The 15823-nt window shown below is 71.8% G+C and carries 16 protein-coding genes; 8 read left to right on the forward strand and 8 right to left on the reverse strand.

Annotated features, from left to right (window positions below):
* Positions 1-20: 20 nt before the first annotated feature.
* The 5 genes from ACWV17_RS03920 to paaA are packed head-to-tail and all read right to left on the reverse strand — an operon-like array spanning position 21 to position 3599.
* Entirely contained in the window at positions 21-1079 is a 1059-nt protein-coding gene (locus tag ACWV17_RS03920) for a 2Fe-2S iron-sulfur cluster-binding protein (RefSeq protein ID WP_455358471.1), read from the reverse strand.
* Positions 1080-1583: a 1,2-phenylacetyl-CoA epoxidase subunit PaaD gene (gene paaD, locus ACWV17_RS03925; protein ID WP_455358472.1), complete on the reverse strand. Its 504-nt coding sequence runs from the start codon at positions 1581-1583 to the stop codon at positions 1080-1082.
* Positions 1577-2308, reverse strand: coding sequence for a 1,2-phenylacetyl-CoA epoxidase subunit PaaC (paaC, locus tag ACWV17_RS03930; RefSeq protein ID WP_455358473.1), 732 nt, complete (start codon positions 2306-2308; stop codon positions 1577-1579). Before paaC ends, paaD begins: the two co-directional genes overlap by 7 nt.
* Positions 2305-2592, reverse strand: coding sequence for a 1,2-phenylacetyl-CoA epoxidase subunit PaaB (paaB, locus tag ACWV17_RS03935; protein WP_455352919.1), 288 nt, complete (start codon positions 2590-2592; stop codon positions 2305-2307). The genes paaC and paaB overlap by 4 nt, the downstream gene beginning before the upstream one ends.
* Positions 2589-3599 carry a 1,2-phenylacetyl-CoA epoxidase subunit PaaA gene (gene paaA / locus ACWV17_RS03940; protein WP_455352918.1) on the reverse strand — a complete coding sequence of 337 codons (1011 nt, stop codon included), beginning with the start codon at positions 3597-3599 and terminating at the stop codon, positions 2589-2591. The genes paaB and paaA overlap by 4 nt, the downstream gene beginning before the upstream one ends.
* Before the next feature lie 42 nt (positions 3600-3641).
* Between paaA and ACWV17_RS03945 the strand changes: the two genes are divergently transcribed.
* Genes ACWV17_RS03945 through ACWV17_RS03955 form a run of 3 tightly spaced genes read left to right on the forward strand, consistent with a single transcriptional unit; the run spans position 3642 to position 6546 of the window.
* Positions 3642-4424: a DUF5819 family protein gene (locus tag ACWV17_RS03945; RefSeq protein WP_455358554.1), complete on the forward strand. Its 783-nt coding sequence runs from the start codon at positions 3642-3644 to the stop codon at positions 4422-4424.
* Positions 4421-5728: an HTTM domain-containing protein gene (locus tag ACWV17_RS03950; protein WP_455358474.1), complete on the forward strand. Its 1308-nt coding sequence runs from the start codon at positions 4421-4423 to the stop codon at positions 5726-5728. The genes ACWV17_RS03945 and ACWV17_RS03950 overlap by 4 nt, the downstream gene beginning before the upstream one ends.
* Positions 5725-6546: a TrmH family RNA methyltransferase gene (locus ACWV17_RS03955; protein WP_455358475.1), complete on the forward strand. Its 822-nt coding sequence runs from the start codon at positions 5725-5727 to the stop codon at positions 6544-6546. Before ACWV17_RS03950 ends, ACWV17_RS03955 begins: the two co-directional genes overlap by 4 nt.
* Here ACWV17_RS03955 and paaN read toward each other — a convergent pair.
* Positions 6530-8212, reverse strand: a complete 1683-nt coding sequence (gene paaN / locus ACWV17_RS03960; RefSeq protein ID WP_455358476.1) for a phenylacetic acid degradation protein PaaN — start codon at positions 8210-8212, stop codon at positions 6530-6532. The two genes, ACWV17_RS03955 and paaN, sit on opposite strands and share 17 nt — an antisense overlap.
* Positions 8213-8337: 125 nt before the next feature.
* On the opposite strand from paaN, the gene ACWV17_RS03965 reads away from it, so the two are divergent.
* Positions 8338-9858, forward strand: a complete 1521-nt coding sequence (locus ACWV17_RS03965) for a 3-hydroxyacyl-CoA dehydrogenase (RefSeq protein ID WP_455358477.1) — start codon at positions 8338-8340, stop codon at positions 9856-9858.
* The gene (locus tag ACWV17_RS03970) at positions 9855-10448 is read left to right on the forward strand and encodes a TetR/AcrR family transcriptional regulator (protein ID WP_455352912.1); all 594 of its coding nucleotides are present in this window, start codon (positions 9855-9857) and stop codon (positions 10446-10448) included. The genes ACWV17_RS03965 and ACWV17_RS03970 overlap by 4 nt, the downstream gene beginning before the upstream one ends.
* 40 nt (positions 10449-10488) lie before the next feature.
* Here the strand turns inward: ACWV17_RS03970 and ACWV17_RS03975 are convergent, their stop codons facing one another.
* A complete protein-coding gene (locus ACWV17_RS03975; protein ID WP_455352911.1) occupies positions 10489-10995 on the reverse strand; it encodes an Lrp/AsnC family transcriptional regulator in 507 nt (168 codons plus the stop codon).
* Positions 10996-11194: 199 nt separating this feature from the next.
* Between ACWV17_RS03975 and pdhA the strand changes: the two genes are divergently transcribed.
* The 3 genes from pdhA to ACWV17_RS03990 are packed head-to-tail and all read left to right on the forward strand — an operon-like array spanning position 11195 to position 14747.
* A complete protein-coding gene (pdhA, locus tag ACWV17_RS03980) occupies positions 11195-12343 on the forward strand; it encodes a pyruvate dehydrogenase (acetyl-transferring) E1 component subunit alpha (RefSeq protein WP_455358478.1) in 1149 nt (382 codons plus the stop codon).
* On the forward strand, positions 12340-13344 hold the full coding sequence (locus tag ACWV17_RS03985; protein ID WP_455352909.1) for an alpha-ketoacid dehydrogenase subunit beta: 1005 nt from the start codon (positions 12340-12342) through the stop codon (positions 13342-13344). Before pdhA ends, ACWV17_RS03985 begins: the two co-directional genes overlap by 4 nt.
* Complete coding sequence (locus tag ACWV17_RS03990) at positions 13344-14747, forward strand: dihydrolipoamide acetyltransferase family protein (RefSeq protein ID WP_455358479.1); 1404 nt, start codon at positions 13344-13346, stop codon at positions 14745-14747. Before ACWV17_RS03985 ends, ACWV17_RS03990 begins: the two co-directional genes overlap by 1 nt.
* A gap of 89 nt (positions 14748-14836) precedes the next feature.
* Here ACWV17_RS03990 and ACWV17_RS03995 read toward each other — a convergent pair whose 3' ends face one another.
* Positions 14837-15817: an NAD(P)H-quinone oxidoreductase gene (locus tag ACWV17_RS03995; RefSeq protein ID WP_455358480.1), complete on the reverse strand. Its 981-nt coding sequence runs from the start codon at positions 15815-15817 to the stop codon at positions 14837-14839.
* Between the last annotated feature and the right edge of the window lie 6 nt (positions 15818-15823).

The raw sequence follows: 15823 nt of genomic DNA on the forward strand, positions 1-15823 counted from the left end.
AAAGGGAACCGCAGGGAACCTCAGCGGTCGAAGTCCAGCTCCACTTCGTCCGTGGTCGGGTGGGACTGGCAGGCCAGCACGAAACCTGCCTCGGTCTCCTCCGCCTCCAGCGCGAAGTTGCGGTCCATCCGGACCTCTCCGGAGACCAGGAAGGCCCGGCAGGTCCCGCACACCCCGCCCTTGCAGGCGTACGGGGCGTCCGCCCGGTTGCGCAGCACGGTCTCCAGCAGCGATTCGCCGTCCTGAACCGGCCAGGTGCCCGAACGGCCGTCCAGCTTCGCGGTCACCCGGCTGTGCACGGCGGTCGCGGCCACCGGCGCGGGGGCGGCGCCGTCGTCCACATGGAAGATCTCCTCGTGGATACGGCCGCGGTCCACGCCCAGCCCGCGCAGCGCCCGCTCGGCCCCCTGCACCAGCCCGTACGGGCCGCACAGGAACCAGCCGGTAACGGATTCCACCGGCAGCAGCGCGGACAGCAGGCCGGTGAGCCGCTCCTCGTCCAGCCGCCCGGAGCCGAGGCCGGCCTGCTGCTCCTCCCGGGACAGCACGGTCACGAGCTGGAACCGGTCCGGATAGCGGTCCTTGAGGTCGGCGACCTCCTCCAGGAACATCGTCGAGGCCGCGGTGCGGTCGCTGCGGATCAGGCAGAACCGGGCGTCCGGCGTCTGCGCGAGGAGCGTGCCGGCGATCGACAGCACCGGGGTGATGCCGCTGCCGCCGACGATCGCGGCGTAGTGACCGGGGGCCGGTCGGAGGACGAACCGCCCGGCCGGTGTCATCACGTGCAGGGTGTCGCCCGCCGCCAGTTCCTTGTGGGCGAACGTGGAGAACTCGCCGCCCTCCACCAGCCGCACACCCACCCGCAGTTCGGCGGGGGCGTCGGGGCCGAGGACCGGTGAGCAGATCGAGTACGTACGGCGGACGTCGGTGTCGTCGACGTCCAGCCGGACGGCGAGGTGCTGGCCCGGCGTGTAGCGGTACTCCTCGCGCAGCCCCGGGGGGACTTCGAGGGTCACGGCCACCGAGTCGTCGGTGAGCCGGTCGACCGCCGCCACGCGGAGCGGGTGGAACCGGGCCATCTACAACTCCTTGAAGTGGTCGAACGGTTCGCGGCAGGAGACGCAGCGCCGCAGCGCCTTGCACGCGGTGGAGGAGAACCGGCTCAGCAGCTCGGTGTCCATTGAGCCGCAGTGCGGGCAGCGGACCGAGAGGGTCACCGGCACCGGTCCGCCGGCGGCATGGGCGCGGGGCGGGGCGATGCCGAACTCGGCGAGCTTGCGGCGGCCTTCGGCGCTGATGTCGTCCGTGGACCAGGCGGGTGAGAGGACGGTGCGGACCGAGACGTCCGGTATCCCGTGCTCGTGCAGGACCTGCTCGATGTCCGTGGACATGGCCTCGATCGCCGGGCAGCCGGTGTACGTCGGCGTCAGCTCGACCTCGACCCTGCCCGGGCCCAGCACCCGCACCCCGCGCAGCACCCCCAGCTCCGTGAGATTCAGTACGGGCAGCTCCGGGTCGGGGACCGAGCCGGCCAGCCGGGCCAGTTCCTCTTCGAGGGCGGTGGGGGTCGCCGTGCTCACCATGACGCCCCCGGGTGGCTGCGGTGCAGGTGCTGCATCTCTGCGAGCATCCGACCGAACGACTCGGTATGCAGGCCCTGCCGTCCCGCGCCGGCCGCCCACGCTCCGGTCCGCAGTCCCTCGGGCACGGTCAGCGTCGCCCGCTCCAGTACCGCCGTCACCGACGTCAGCCAGCCGTCCTCGAGCGCCCGCGTGTCCACGTCCACGCCCTGGACCGGCTGGAACATCTCGCCGGTGAACCGCCACAGCGCGTCCAGCCCGTGCTGCATCCGCTCCCGGCTCTCCGCCGTGCCGTCGCCGAGCCGCAGGGTCCACTGCTCGGCGTGGTCGCGGTGGTACTCGACCTCCTTGACCGCCTTCGCGGCCAGCGGGGCGAGGGGGCCGTCCTCCGCCGCCAGCTGCCCGTACAGCAGGTGCTGGTAGGTGGAGAAGTACAGCTGGCGGGCGATGGTGTGTGCGAAGTCGCCGTTCGGCTGCTCGACGAGCTGCAGATTCCGGAAGGCGCGCTCCTCGCGGAGATACGCCAGCTCGTCCTCGTCACCGACCAGGGAGAGCAGCACCCGCGCCTGGCCCAGGAGGTCCAGCGCGATGTTCGCCAGTGCCACTTCCTCCTCGAGTACGGGCGCGTGGCCCGCCCACTCTCCCAGCCGGTGCGAGAGCACCAGCGCGTCGTCGCCCAGGGCGAGAGCCGCGGCGTTCGTCGTGGCGGTCACGGATACGCGGTTCACAGGTGCTTCACCCCTTCCGGGATCTCGTAGAACGTCGGGTGGCGGTACGGCTTGTCGCCGGCCGGCTCGAAGAAGGAGTCCTTCTCGTCGGGTGAGGAGGCAGTGATCGCGGTGGACGGCACCACCCAGATCGAGACGCCCTCGTTCCGGCGGGTGTAGAGATCGCGCGCGTTGCGCAGGGCCATCTCCGCGTCCGGGGCGTGCAGGCTCCCGGCGTGCGTGTGCGACAGTCCGCGGCGCGAGCGCACGAACACCTCCCACAGCGGCCACTCGTTGCTGGTCATGCCGTCGCCTTCCCCTGCTTCGCGGCATACGCGGCCGCCGCTTCCCGTACCCAGGCGCCCTCTTCGTGCGCCCGCCGCCGCTGGGTGATCCGCTGCTCGTTGCAGGGGCCGTTGCCCTTGAGGACGTCCCAGAACTCGGTCCAGTCGATCGCGCCGAAGTCGTGCTGCCCGCGCTCCTCGTTCCACCGGATGTCCGGGTCGGGGAGCGTCAGGCCGAGTGCCTCGGCCTGCGGGACGCAGATGTCGACGAAGCGCTGACGCAGCTCGTCGTTCGAATGACGCTTGATCTTCCAGGCCATCGACTGCTCGGAGTGCGAGGACTCGTCGTCCGGCGGGCCGAACATCATCAGCGACGGCCACCACCAGCGGTCCACCGCGTCCTGTGCCATCGCGTGCTGCGCCGGCGTCCCGTTGCTCAGGGCGAGCAGCAGCTCGTATCCCTGGCGCTGGTGGAAGGACTCCTCCTTGCAGATGCGGACCATCGCCCGGGCGTACGGCCCGTACGAGCAGCGGCACAGCGGCACCTGGTTGGTGATCGCCGCACCATCCACCAGCCAGCCGATCGCGCCGACGTCGGCCCAGGTCAGCGTCGGGTAGTTGAAGATCGACGAGTACTTCTGGCGGCCGGAGTGCAGTTTGTCGAGCAGCTCCTCACGGCCGGTGCCCAGGGTTTCCGCGGCGCTGTACAGATACAGCCCGTGTCCCGCCTCGTCCTGCACCTTCGCCATCAGGATCGCCTTGCGCCGCAGCGAGGGAGCGCGGGTGATCCAGTTCGCCTCCGGCTGCATGCCGATGATCTCGGAGTGGGCGTGCTGCGCCATCTGGCGCACCAGCGAGGCGCGGTAGGCGTCCGGCATCCAGTCGCGCGGTTCGATGCGCTCGTCGGCCGCCACGGCCGCGTCGAAGGCGGCCTGGTAGGCCTCCTGATCGCGGGCCGGGTCGTGCGCGTGCCCGCCCCCGGCCCCGGGCCCGTGCGGCCTCGTGTGGTCCGCAGCCACTGTTGCCATTCCTGGCTCCCTACCGACCGATCGTTCGGTTCATTGGCTTCAATGGTGAGTCGGCGGCCCGTAGGGTGTCAACCTCTGTGGATAACTTTGACTCGAGGGCCGTTGGGGATCGGGGCGGGGATGGATTCGTACGACGACAAGGGCGGGAGTGCGCCACCCGAGCCCGGGGCGCGGCCCGGCGGCATCGTGGGGCTCTCCCTGCCGTACCAGATCGTGGCCTCGTTCGCCCTCGCGGTCATCGGCGTGTTCGCCTGCGTGCATCTGGCGATGGTGTTCCTGCACGTCGCGCCCTCGAACACGGTGAGCAAGCAGCACAGCGAGGCGATCGGCGACTGGATCTACCCCGAGTTCGAACAGAACTGGAAGCTCTTCGCCCCGAACCCGCTCCAGCAGAACATCGCCGTCCAGGTGCGGGCGGATGTCCGTACCCCCGGCGGTGAGCGCACAACCACCGGCTGGCGTGACCTGACCGCCCGCGACGGGGAGCGGATCCGGCACAACTTCTTCCCCAGCCACGTCGACCAGAACGAGCTGCGCCGCGCCTGGGACTTCTACACCGGCTCGCACGACGACGAGAACAGGCCGAACGGCCTGCGCGGTGAGCTCTCCGAGGCGTACATGCGGCGCATCGTGATGCTGCGCCTCGGCGGCGAAGACCTCGGTGGCACGGTCGAGCGCATCCAGCTCAGGTCGTCGACGACCTCGGTCGCGGCCCCGCCGTGGAGCGAGGAGCGGATCGACACGAAGTCGTACTTCCGGGTGCTCCCGTGGTGGCGCGTGACCGCCGCCGATCTGCCGGCCGCGCACAAGGAGGCCGCCCAGTGAGCACCCCCGCCGCCCCCACCGGTCCTTCCACCCCGACCGGCCCCGCAATCCCGGGCACCCCCGCACCGGCCACCCCTGCCGCGCCCGCCGCCCCCGTCGACCGGAGGCTCGCCCGCGGTATCCAGCGCGTCACCGCCGGCGCCCTCGGCCCGTACCAGAGCGCGGTCATACGCATAGGTTTCGCCGCCACCTGGCTGCTCTTCCTGCTCCGTGAACTGCCCAACCGCCACGAGCTCTATGGTCCCGACGGTCCCTGGAGCTGGGACCTGGCCCAGCAGCTCATCGCCGGCAACCACGCCTTCAGCGCGCTGATGTGGTCGGACGGCACGGTCTGGTTCGAGATCGTGTACGGCCTCGCGATCCTCGCCAGTGCCCTGCTGCTGCTCGGCTGGCACACCCGCGCCGTGTCCGTCCTCTTCATGGCCGGGGTGCTCTCGCTGCAGAACCGCAGCGTCTTCATGGGGGACGGCGGCGACAACGTCATCCACCTGATGGCGATCTACCTCGTACTGACCCGGTGCGCCCAGGTCTGGTCGCTGGACGCCCGCCGCGCCCGCCGCGCCCGCCGCGCCAACCGCGCACAGGCCGCAGACCGGCCGGCGCCGGACCGGGCCGGGCCGGCGCTGTGGTCGGTGCTGGGAGTGGTCCTCGCCGCCGTCACGCTGATGGGCGAGCTCAGCGGCGGCTGGCTGCTGGTGTTCTGGGGCCTGTGGGGTGTGCACGGGCTGTGGTGGGCGGTCTCCCGCCGCGCGCCGCACAGCCAGGGGCGCCAGTTGCTGGACGTACTGGCCAACCTCGTCCACAACGCCGCCATGGTGGTGATCATGGCCGAGGTCTGCCTGATCTACGCGACCGCGGGCTGGTACAAGATCCAGGGGTCCCGCTGGCAGGACGGCAGCGCGCTCTACTACCCGCTCCACCTGGACTACTTCTCGCCCTGGCCCGCTCTGTCAGGGCTGCTCGCGGGCAGCGGTGTGATCGTCATGCTGCTGAGCTACGGCACGGTCGCCGTACAGGTCGCCTTCCCCTTCACCCTCTTCAACCGACGGGTCAAGAACGTCCTGCTCGCCGCCATGATGCTGGAGCACGCGGGGATCGCCGTCCTGCTGGGGCTGCCGTTCTTCTCGCTCGCCATGATCACGGCCGATGCGGTCTTCCTCCCCACGGCTTTCCTGCTGTGGGTCGGCGGCCGGGCGGCGCGGGCCCGGGCACGGCTGTTCTCGCGGGCGCGGCCGGTCGTACCCGGGCAGCGGAAGGCGGCCGATACGGCCGACGCACACGCCCCCCGTAGTCTCGTGGGGTGAGCAACCCCGACGACCCCGTGACCACGTCGACCGCGTCCGCGGTACGGCAGTGGCGCGAGGCTGCCTCCGACGCCGTACTGCTCGACGGCTTCCACGCCCTCAAGCACGCGCTGCGTTTCGGCGCCGAGGTACGGCTGACGCTCACGAGCGACCGCGCGTCGGTGCTGGAGCTGGCCGCGGCGCTGGCCGACGACCTGACCGGCGTACTGACGGAGAACCTCGTCGAGGTCCCCCAGCCGGTACTGCGGGAACTCGTCCCCCGGGGCCACACCACCGAAGTGGCCGCCCTCGCCGTCCGGCGCAGCGCCGCGGCGAACCTGGACGCGCTCGCCCGGCTGCCCCGGCCGGCGCCGGTCGTCGTACTGGACAACCCCCGCAACCTCGGCAACGTCGGGGCCGTGGTCCGGCTGGCCGCCGGCTTCGGCGCGACCGGCGTCGTCACCACCGGCGACATCGACCCCTGGCACCAGAACGCCGTACGCGCCGGTGCCGGGCTGCACTACGCCACCGCCGTGGAGCGGACGGGCCTGGACGGGCTGCCGCCGGGGCCGCTGTACGTCCTGGATCCGGAGGGCGAGGACATCAGGTCGGTCACCGTCCCGGACGACGCGCTGATCGCCTTCGGCTCCGAACGCCACGGCATCTCAGCGGAGCTGCGCGCCCGCGCGACCAAGCTGGTCTCGCTCCCGATGAGATCCCAGGTGTCCAGCTACAACCTCGCCACCAGCGTGGCGATGACGCTGTTCCACTGGGCCGCCACCGCCCCCACGCAGGTGGGGGCGGCAGCCGCCCTGGACACCCCTATGCCTGACGCCTGACCTCCACCACCCGGAAGCGGTTGGCCACGAACGCTCCGTCGCACAGCGCCGCGTTCGCGGCCGGGTTGCCGCCGGAGCCGTGGAAGTCGGAGAAGGCCGCGGTCTGGTTGACGTACACCCCGCCGGTCAGGTTCAGCGAGAGCTGCGCGGACTCCTCCAGGCAGACGTCCTCGACCGCCCGCTCGGTCTCGGCCGAGGTGGTGTACGCGCCGACCGTCATCGCGCCCTGGTCGCGGACCGTGCGCCGCAGCAGCTCGACCGCGTCGCCGGTGGAGTCGACGGCGACGGCGAACGAGACCGGGCCGAAGCACTCGGACAGGTACGCGGCCTGGTCGTCCGGCTTGGAACCGTCGAGCTTGACCATCACCGGCGTACGCACCACGGCGCCCGGGAAGTCGGGGTTGGGAACCTCCCGCGAGGCCAGGGCGACCTCGCCCAGGCCCGCGGCGGCCTCCAGCCGCTCCTTGACGTCTGGGTTGACCAGAGCGCCCAGCAGCGCGTTCGCCCGGGCGTCGTCGCCCAGCAGGCCGTTCACCGAGGCGGCGAGGTCGGCGACCACCTCGTCGTACGACTTGGGGCCGGCGTCGGTGCTGATGCCGTCGCGCGGGATGAGCAGGTTCTGCGGGGTGGTGCACATCTGGCCGCTGTAGAGGGAGAGGGAGAAGGCCAGGTTGGAGAGCATGCCCTTGTAGTCGTCGGTGGAGTCGATGACGACGGTGTTGACGCCGGCCTTCTCGGTGTAGACCTGCGCCTGGCGGGCGTTGGCCTCCAGCCAGTCGCCGAAGGCGGTGGAGCCGGTGTAGTCGATGATGCGGATCTCGGGGCGCACCGCCAGGGTCTTGGCGATGCCCTCGCCGGGCCGCTCGGCGGCCAGGGCGACCAGGTTCGGGTCGAAGCCCGCCTCGGCCAGCACCTCACGGGCGACCTGCACGGTGAGCGCGAGCGGCAGCACGGCGCGCGGGTGCGGCTTGACCAGGACCGGGTTTCCGGTGGCCAGGGAGGCGAAGAGGCCGGGGTAGCCGTTCCACGTCGGGAAGGTGTTGCAGCCGATGAGCAGCGCGATGCCGCGCGGCACGGCGGTGAAGGTCTTGCCGAGGTTGAGCGGGTCGCGCTTGCCCTGCGGCTTGGACCAGTCTGCGGCGGCGGGCGTGCGGGTCTGCTCGTGGTACGCGTACGCCACGGCTTCGAGGCCGCGGTCCTGGGCGTGCGGCCCGCCGGCCTGGAACGCCATCATGAAGGCCTGGCCGCTGGTGTGCATGACCGCGTGCGCGAACTCGTGCGTACGGGCGCTGATGCGCGCCAGGATCTCGACGCAGACCAGGGCACGCGTCTCCGGACCGGCATCGCGCCAGGCCGTCATCCCCGCCCGCATGGCGGGCAGCAGGACGTCCAGGTCCGCGTGCGGGTACTCGACGCCGAGCTCCGGGCCGTACGGCGAGACCTCCCCGCCGGTCCAGCCGTCCGTCCCGGGCTGTCCCAGGTCGAGGCGGGTGCCGTGCAGGGCCTGGAAGGCGGCGAGGCCGTCGGCGGGGGCGGTTTCGCCGTACGCCTTGGGGTGCTCGGGATGCGGGGACCAGTAGGCACGCGTGCGGATCGCCTCGAGGGCCTGGTCGAGCGTGGGCCGGTGCTTCTCGGACAGCTGGGGTGCGGTGAGTTCGGCGGCCATCAAGGACCAACTCCTCGTCGAGCTGGGCAGGGAAAGGCGGACAAGAGATACAGTAACCGAACGATCGGTCGGGACAAGAGGGCCCGGCACACCCTGTGGACAACTCATGCGGGAGGATCGGGGTCATGACAGCAATCGAGCGGTCCCGCACCGTCGCCGTCGTCGGCACCGGCACCATGGGGCAGGGCATTGCCCAGGTCGCCCTGCTCGCCGGCCACCCGGTGCTCCTCTACGACGCCGACGACGGCCGCACGGTCGAGGCCGTGGGGGCCATCGCCGCCCGCCTGGACCGGCTGGTCGAGAAGGGCCGGCTCGACCGCGCGGACGCCGACGCCGCCCGCGACCGGATCGGGGCCGCCGGCGACCTGTCCCGGCTCGCCGACGCCGCCCTCGTCGTCGAAGCGATCGTCGAGCGGCTCCCGGTCAAGAAGGAGCTGTTCCGCGCGCTCGAAGAGATCGTCGCCGACGACTGCCTGCTCGCCACCAACACCTCCTCCCTCTCCGTCACCGCGATCGCGGGCGGCCTGCGCAACCCCGGCCGCTTCGTCGGCCTGCACTTCTTCAACCCGGCGCCCCTCCTGCCGCTCGTCGAGGTGGTCAGCGGCTTCGCGACCGACGAGACGGCCGCCGCCTGCGCGTACGAGACGGCCGCCGCCTGGGGCAAGACGCCCGTCCGTTGCGCCGACACCCCCGGTTTCATCGTCAACCGCATCGCCCGCCCCTTCTACGCCGAGGCCTTCGCGGTGTACGAGGAGCAGGGCGCCGACCCGGCCACGATCGACGCCGTGCTGCGCGAGTGCGGCGGCTTCAGGATGGGACCGTTCGAGCTGACCGACCTCATCGGCCAGGACGTCAACGAAGCCGTCACCCGTTCGGTCTGGGACGCCTTCTTCCAGTCCCCGAAGTTCCTCCCCTCCCTCGCCCAGCACAGGCTTGTCGAGTCCGGCCGGCACGGCCGCAAGAGCGGCCACGGCTGGTTCCCGTACACGGAAGGGGAGAAGAAGCCCGCACCGCACACGGCCTCGCCCGAGGACGCGCCCGAGGCGGTCACCGTCGTCGGCGACCTCGGCCCCGCCGCCGAGCTGGTCGCGATGATGGAGGAGGCCGGCATCACCGTGAAGACGGTGGAGTCGGGCGGCCCCTACATCGCGCTGCCCGGTGACGGCCAGCTCGTACCGGCGGACGGCGCCACCTCCGTCGAGTACGACGATGTCGTCTACTTCGACCTCGCCCTCGACTACCGCGGGGCCACCCGTATCGCGCTCTCCTGCTCCGAGGACACCTCCGAGCAGGCCCTGCGCGAAGCCACCGGCCTCTTCCAGAAGCTCGGCAAGGACGTCAGTGTGATCGGCGACGTCCCCGGCATGATCGTCGCCCGTACCGTCGCCATGCTGATCGACCTCGCGGCGGACGCGGTCGCCAAGGGCGTCGCGACACCCGAGGACATCGACACCGCCCTGCGGCTCGGCGTGAACTACCCGCTGGGCCCGGTCGAATGGGGCCGCAGGCTCGGCCAGGACTGGGCGTTCGAGCTGCTGCGGGTGATGCACGAGCGCTGCCCGACCGGGCGCTACGCCCCGTCCCTGGCGCTATACCGCCAGTCGTACGCGTCGTCCGCCCCCGCTGCCGAGGTGGCCACGTCATGACTGCCGTCAAGCGGGACACGTACACCCCGGAGACGCTCCTGACGGTCGCCGTCAAGGTCTTCAACGAGCGCGGATACGACGGCACGTCCATGGAGCACCTCTCGAAGGCCGCCGGCATCTCCAAGTCCTCGATCTACCACCATGTCGCGGGGAAGGAGGAGCTGCTGCGGCGGGCCGTCAGCCGTGCCCTGGACGGGCTCTTCGGGATCCTCGACGAGCCCGGGGCCGCGCGGGGACGGGCGATCGAGCGGGTCGAGTACGTGACCCGGCGCACCGTCGAGGTGCTGATGGCCGAGGTGCCGTACGTGACCCTGCTGCTGCGGGTGCGCGGCAACACCAGGACCGAGCGATGGGCACTGGAGCGCCGCCGCGAGTTCGACCAGCGGGTGTCGGATCTGCTGAAGGCGGCCGCCGCGGACGGCGACCTGCGGGCCGATGTCGACATACGCCTCGCCACCCGGCTGCTTTTCGGCATGGTGAACTCCCTGGTGGAGTGGTACCGGCCGCACCCGGACGGCGGCGTGGACCGCGACCAGGTCGCGGACACGGTCGTACGGCTGGCCTTCGACGGGCTGCGCACCAGCCACTGACGCTCAGGCCCTGATCCGCCGGAAACAGGCCCTACGATCCCTACGGTGTCTCGGGGATCGGGTCGAGGTCCGTCTCCTCGAAGACCAGCAGCGTGCGGGTGGAGAGCACCTCGGGGATCGACTGGAGCTTGGTGAGCACCAGTTCGCGCAGCGTCCTGTTGTCCGGCGTGTGCACCAGCAGTAGTACGTCGAAATCGCCGCTGACCAGTGCGATGTGAGCGGCTCCGGGGAGGGCCTGGAGCTGCTCGCGCACCGTGCGCCAGGAGTTCTGGACGATCTTGAGCGTGATGTACGCGGAGGCGCCCTGGCCCGCCCGCTCGTGGTCGACCCGGGCGGTGAACCCGCGGATCACCCCGTCGTCGATGAGCCGGTTGATGCGGGCGTACGCGTTGGCGCGCGAGACGTGCACCCGTTCCGCGACGGACCGTATCGAGGCGCGGCCGTCGGTGCGCAGCATGTGCAGGATGTCGCGGTCGATTGCGTCCAGCGGGCGTGCGGGAGAGTCCTGGCCGCCCATGGCCTCGGCGGCCATTTGTTCATCCGTCATTGCCCCCGGCCTCTCTATCATGGACGTCCTGCCTCTATCTCAGGCTGTGGAGAACCGTTTGTCCACAGCCTGGCGGTGCCTGTAGCCAAAATGCCCCCACGACCGAACAATCGGTAGGTGAGGCGCCTCACACCTCCCGGCCACCGCTGGGAGGTAGCCCGGTGCGCCCCCCGCCCGCTCCCACGAGGAGGAGGTCGTCATGACGGTCCAAGAGCTGCCCGGTGCGTCTTACCGCCCCACGCCGCCGCCGGCCTGGAGGCCCCGTACCGACCCCGCACCGCTGCTCCCGGACCCCGAGCCGTACCGCGTGCTCGGCACCGATGCCGCCGACCGGCTCGACCCCGCCCTGATGCTCCGGCTGTACGCCGAGCTGGTGCGCGGCCGGCGGTACAACGCGCAGGCCACCGCCCTCACCAAGCAGGGCCGGCTCGCCGTCTACCCGTCGACCGTCGGCCAGGAGGCGAGCGAGGTCGCCGCGGCGCTCGTCCTCCAGGAGCAGGACTGGCTCTTCCCCAGCTACCGCGACACCCTCGCGGCCGTCGCGCGCGGCCTCGATCCCGTACAGGCTCTTACCCTGCTGCGCGGTGACTGGCACACCGGATACGACCCGCACGAGCACCGCATCGCCCCGCTGTGCACCCCGCTGGCGACCCAGTTGCCGCACGCGGTCGGGCTCGCCCACGCCGCCCGGCTCAAGGGGGACGACGTCGTGGCGCTCGCCATGGTCGGCGACGGCGGCACCAGCGAGGGCGACTTCCACGAGGCGCTGAACTTCGCGGCCGTATGGCAGGCGCCGGTCGTCTTCTTCGTCCAGAACAACGGCTTCGCGATCTCCGTGCCGCTGGCCAAGCAGACCGCGGCCCCGTCGCTGGCCCACAAGGCCGTCGGGTACGGCATGCCCGGCCGGCTGGTCGACGGCAACGACGCGGCGGCGGTGCACGAGGTGCTGGGTGACGCCATTCGGCGGGCCCGCGCGGGCGGCGGGCCGACGCTGGTCGAGGCGGTCACGTACCGCATGGAGGCCCACACCAACGCGGACGACGCGACCCGCTACCGCGGTGACGGCGAGGTCGAGGCGTGGCGCGAGCACGATCCGATTCTGCTGCTGGAGCGGGAGTTGACCGAGCGCGGGATACTCGACGAGGACGGCATCCGGTCGGCGAAGGACGCGGCCGAGACGATGGCCGCGCGGCTGCGCGAGCGGATGAACGCCGATCCGGTGCTGAATCCCATGGACCTCTTCGCGCATGTCTACGCGGAGCAGACCACGCAACTGCGCGAGCAGGCCGACCTGCTGCGCGCCGAGCTCGACGCGGACACCGCTTCGGACGCGGAGGGGGATCGATGACCACCGTTGCCGTCAAGCCGGCCACCATGGCGCAGGCGCTCGGGAGGGCGCTGCGCGACGCGATGGCCGACGACCCGAGCGTGCACGTCCTCGGTGAGGACGTCGGCACGCTCGGCGGGGTCTTCCGCATCACCGACGGGCTCGCGAAGGAGTTCGGCGAGGACCGCTGTACGGACACTCCGCTCGCCGAGGCCGGGATCCTGGGCACGGCGGTCGGCATGGCGATGTACGGGCTGCGGCCCGTCGTCGAGATGCAGTTCGACGCGTTCGCCTATCCGGCGTTCGAGCAGCTCATCAGCCATGTCGCCCGGATGCGGAACCGTACCCGGGGCGCGATGCCGCTGCCGATCGTGGTCCGCGTGCCGTACGGCGGCGGGATCGGCGGCGTGGAGCACCACAGCGACTCCTCCGAGGCGTACTACATGGCGACTCCGGGGCTCCATGTCGTCGCACCGGCGACGGTCGCCGACGCGTACGGACTGCTGCGGGCCGCGATCGCGTCCGACGACCCGGTCGTCTTCCTGGAGCCCAAGCGGCTGTACTGGTCCAAGGCCGACTGGTCACCGGACGCACCGGCCGCTGTCGAGCCGATCGGGCGGGCCGTGGTGCGGCGCGCCGGCCGCAGTGCCACGCTCATCACGTACGGACCGTCGGTACCGGTCTGCATGGAGGCCGCGGAAGCGGCCCGGGCCGAGGGCTGGGACCTCGAAGTCGTCGATCTGCGCTCGCTGGTGCCGTTCGACGACGAGACGGTGGCCGCGTCCGTGCGGCGCACCGGGCGCGCGGTCGTCGTCCACGAGTCCACCGGTTTCGGCGGGCCCGGCGGGGAGATCGCCGCGCGGATCACCGAACGCTGCTTCCACCACCTGGAGGCGCCGGTGCTGCGCGTCGCCGGGTTCGACATCCCGTATCCGCCGCCGATGCTGGAGCGGCACCATCTTCCCGGTGTGGACAGGATTCTCGACGCGGTCGCACGACTGCAGTGGGAGGCGGGGAGCTGATGGCACAGGTCCTGGAGTTCAAGCTGCCGGACCTCGGTGAGGGACTGACCGAGGCCGAGATCGTCCGCTGGCTGGTGGCCGTCGGCGATGTCGTCGCCATCGACCAGCCGGTCGTCGAGGTCGAGACAGCCAAGGCGATGGTCGAGGTGCCCTGCCCGTACGGGGGCGTGGTCACCGCGCGCTTCGGCGAGGAGGGCACGGAACTGCCGGTCGGCGCGCCGCTGCTGACGGTCGCGGTGGGTGCGGTGTCGGCCGAGCCCGGTACGGGCGCGGGGTCGGGTCCCGGGTCCGCGGTTGCGGGCTCCGGGAACGGCCACAGCTCCGGTGCGGGTGCCGGGTCCGGCTCCGGGGCCGATGCCGGCTCCGATTCCGGTACCGGGTCCGGGAATGTGCTGGTCGGGTACGGGACCGATACGGGTCCGACCGTGCGGCGCCGGCGGATCCGCCCGCCTGCCGTCGTCCAGGCCGCCCCGCCGGTGGTGCAGGCCGCGCCCGAGCAGTTCGAGCCGCCCGCGGTGCACGGCCCGGTGCCGGTCATCTCGCCGCTCGTCCGGCGGCTGGCCCGCGAGAACGGCCTGGACCTGCGGGAGCTGACCGGCTCCGGTCCGGACGGGCTGATCCTGCGCGCCGATGTGGAGGCCGCGCTCCGCCCGACGCCGGAACCGGCGTTCCAGCTCTCGCCCCAGCTGCCGTCCGGGCCCGCCGCAGCGCCCTCGGCCGAGCGCATCCCGCTCCGGGGAGTACGCGGCGCGGTGGCCGACAAGCTGTCCCGCAGCCGGCGCGAGATCCCGGAGGCGACGTGCTGGGTCGATGCCGACGCCACCGAGCTGATGGCGGCCCGCGCCGCCATGAACGCCGTCGGCGGCCCGAAGATCTCGGTCATCGCGCTGCTCGCCCGCATCTGTACGGCCGCGCTCGCGCGCTTCCCGGAGCTCAACTCCACCGTGGACATGGACGCGCGGGAGATCGTGCGACTGCCGGAGGTCCACCTCGGGTTCGCCGCACAGACCGAACGGGGACTGGTGGTTCCCGTCGTACGGGACGCGCACGACCGGAGCGTCGACTCGCTCAGCGCCGAGTTCGCCCGGCTCACGGAAAAGGCCCGGGACGGGGTCCTGACCCCGGCGGAGCTGACGGGCGGCACTTTCACCCTGAACAATTACGGGGTGTTCGGCGTCGACGGCTCCACGCCGATCATCAACCACCCCGAGGCGGCCATGCTCGGTGTCGGCAGGATCATCGCCAAGCCATGGGTCCACGACGGCGAGCTGGCGGTACGTCAGGTGGTCCAGCTCTCGCTGACCTTCGACCACCGGGTGTGCGACGGTGGCACGGCCGGTGGTTTCCTGCGCCATGTGGCGGACTGCGTCGAGCACCCGGCGGTGCTGCTGCGCTCGCTGTAGGTCCGGCCCGGTCCGGCCGACCGGGGCCGGACCGGGAACGGCCCGCAGCGGACTGGCCGAGGCCGCCGCTGCGGGCACGCGGCCCGAGATCATGGAGCCAGCAGCAGGATCTTGCCGACGTGAGTGCCTTCCTCGAGCGCGCGGTGCGCCTCGGCCGCCTCCGGGAGGGGCACCGTACGCTCCACGACCGGACGGACCCGGCCCGCGCCGATCAGCGGCCAGACGTGTTCGCGTACGGCAGCGACGATCGACGCCTTCTCGGCCACCGGCCGCCCCCGCAGCGTTGTGGCGGTGATGGCCGCCCGCTTGGCCAGCAGCGAGGAGAGGTTCAGCTCGCCCTTGACGCCGCCCTGGAGGCCGATCACCGCGAGGCGCCCGTTGACGGCCAGCGCCCGCACGTTCCGGTCCAGGTACTTCGCACCGACGATGTCGAGGATGACGTCCGCGCCGGCCCCGTCCGTGGCCTTGCGCAGCTCCTCGACGAAGTCCTGCTCGCGGTAGTCGATCAGGATGTCGGCGCCGAGTTCCGCGCAGCGCGCCAGTTTCTCGGGGCCGCCCGCGGTGACCGCGACCCGTGCGCCCACGGCCTTGGCCAGCTGGATGGCCATGGTCCCGATGCCGCTCGCGCCGCCGTGCACCAACAGGGTCTCGCCCGGCCGGAGATGGGCGATCATGAAGACGTTCGACCAGACGGTGCAGGTCACTTCGGGCAGGGCCGCGGCCGTGACCAGGTCGATGCCGTCCGGGACGGGCAGCAACTGCCCCGCGGGAACGGTGACCTGCTCGGCATAGCCTCCGCCGGACAGCAGGGCGCAGACCTCGTCTCCGACGGCCCAGCCCGAGACGCCGGGTCCGAGCGCCGCGACCCGCCCCGAGCATTCGAGGCCGGGGTAGCGGGAGGAGCCGGGCGGCGGATCGTAGAAGCCCTGTCGTTGCAGCAGGTCGGCGCGGTTGACCGCGCTGGCCGCGACCTCGACGAGGACCTCGCCCTCGCCGGGCTCGGGATCGGGCACCTCGCTCCAGACGAGAGCTTCGGGGCCGCCGGGTTCGGGGATCGTGATCGCATGCATGGCGGC

It is taken from the genome of Streptomyces mabaensis, from assembly GCF_053763515.1.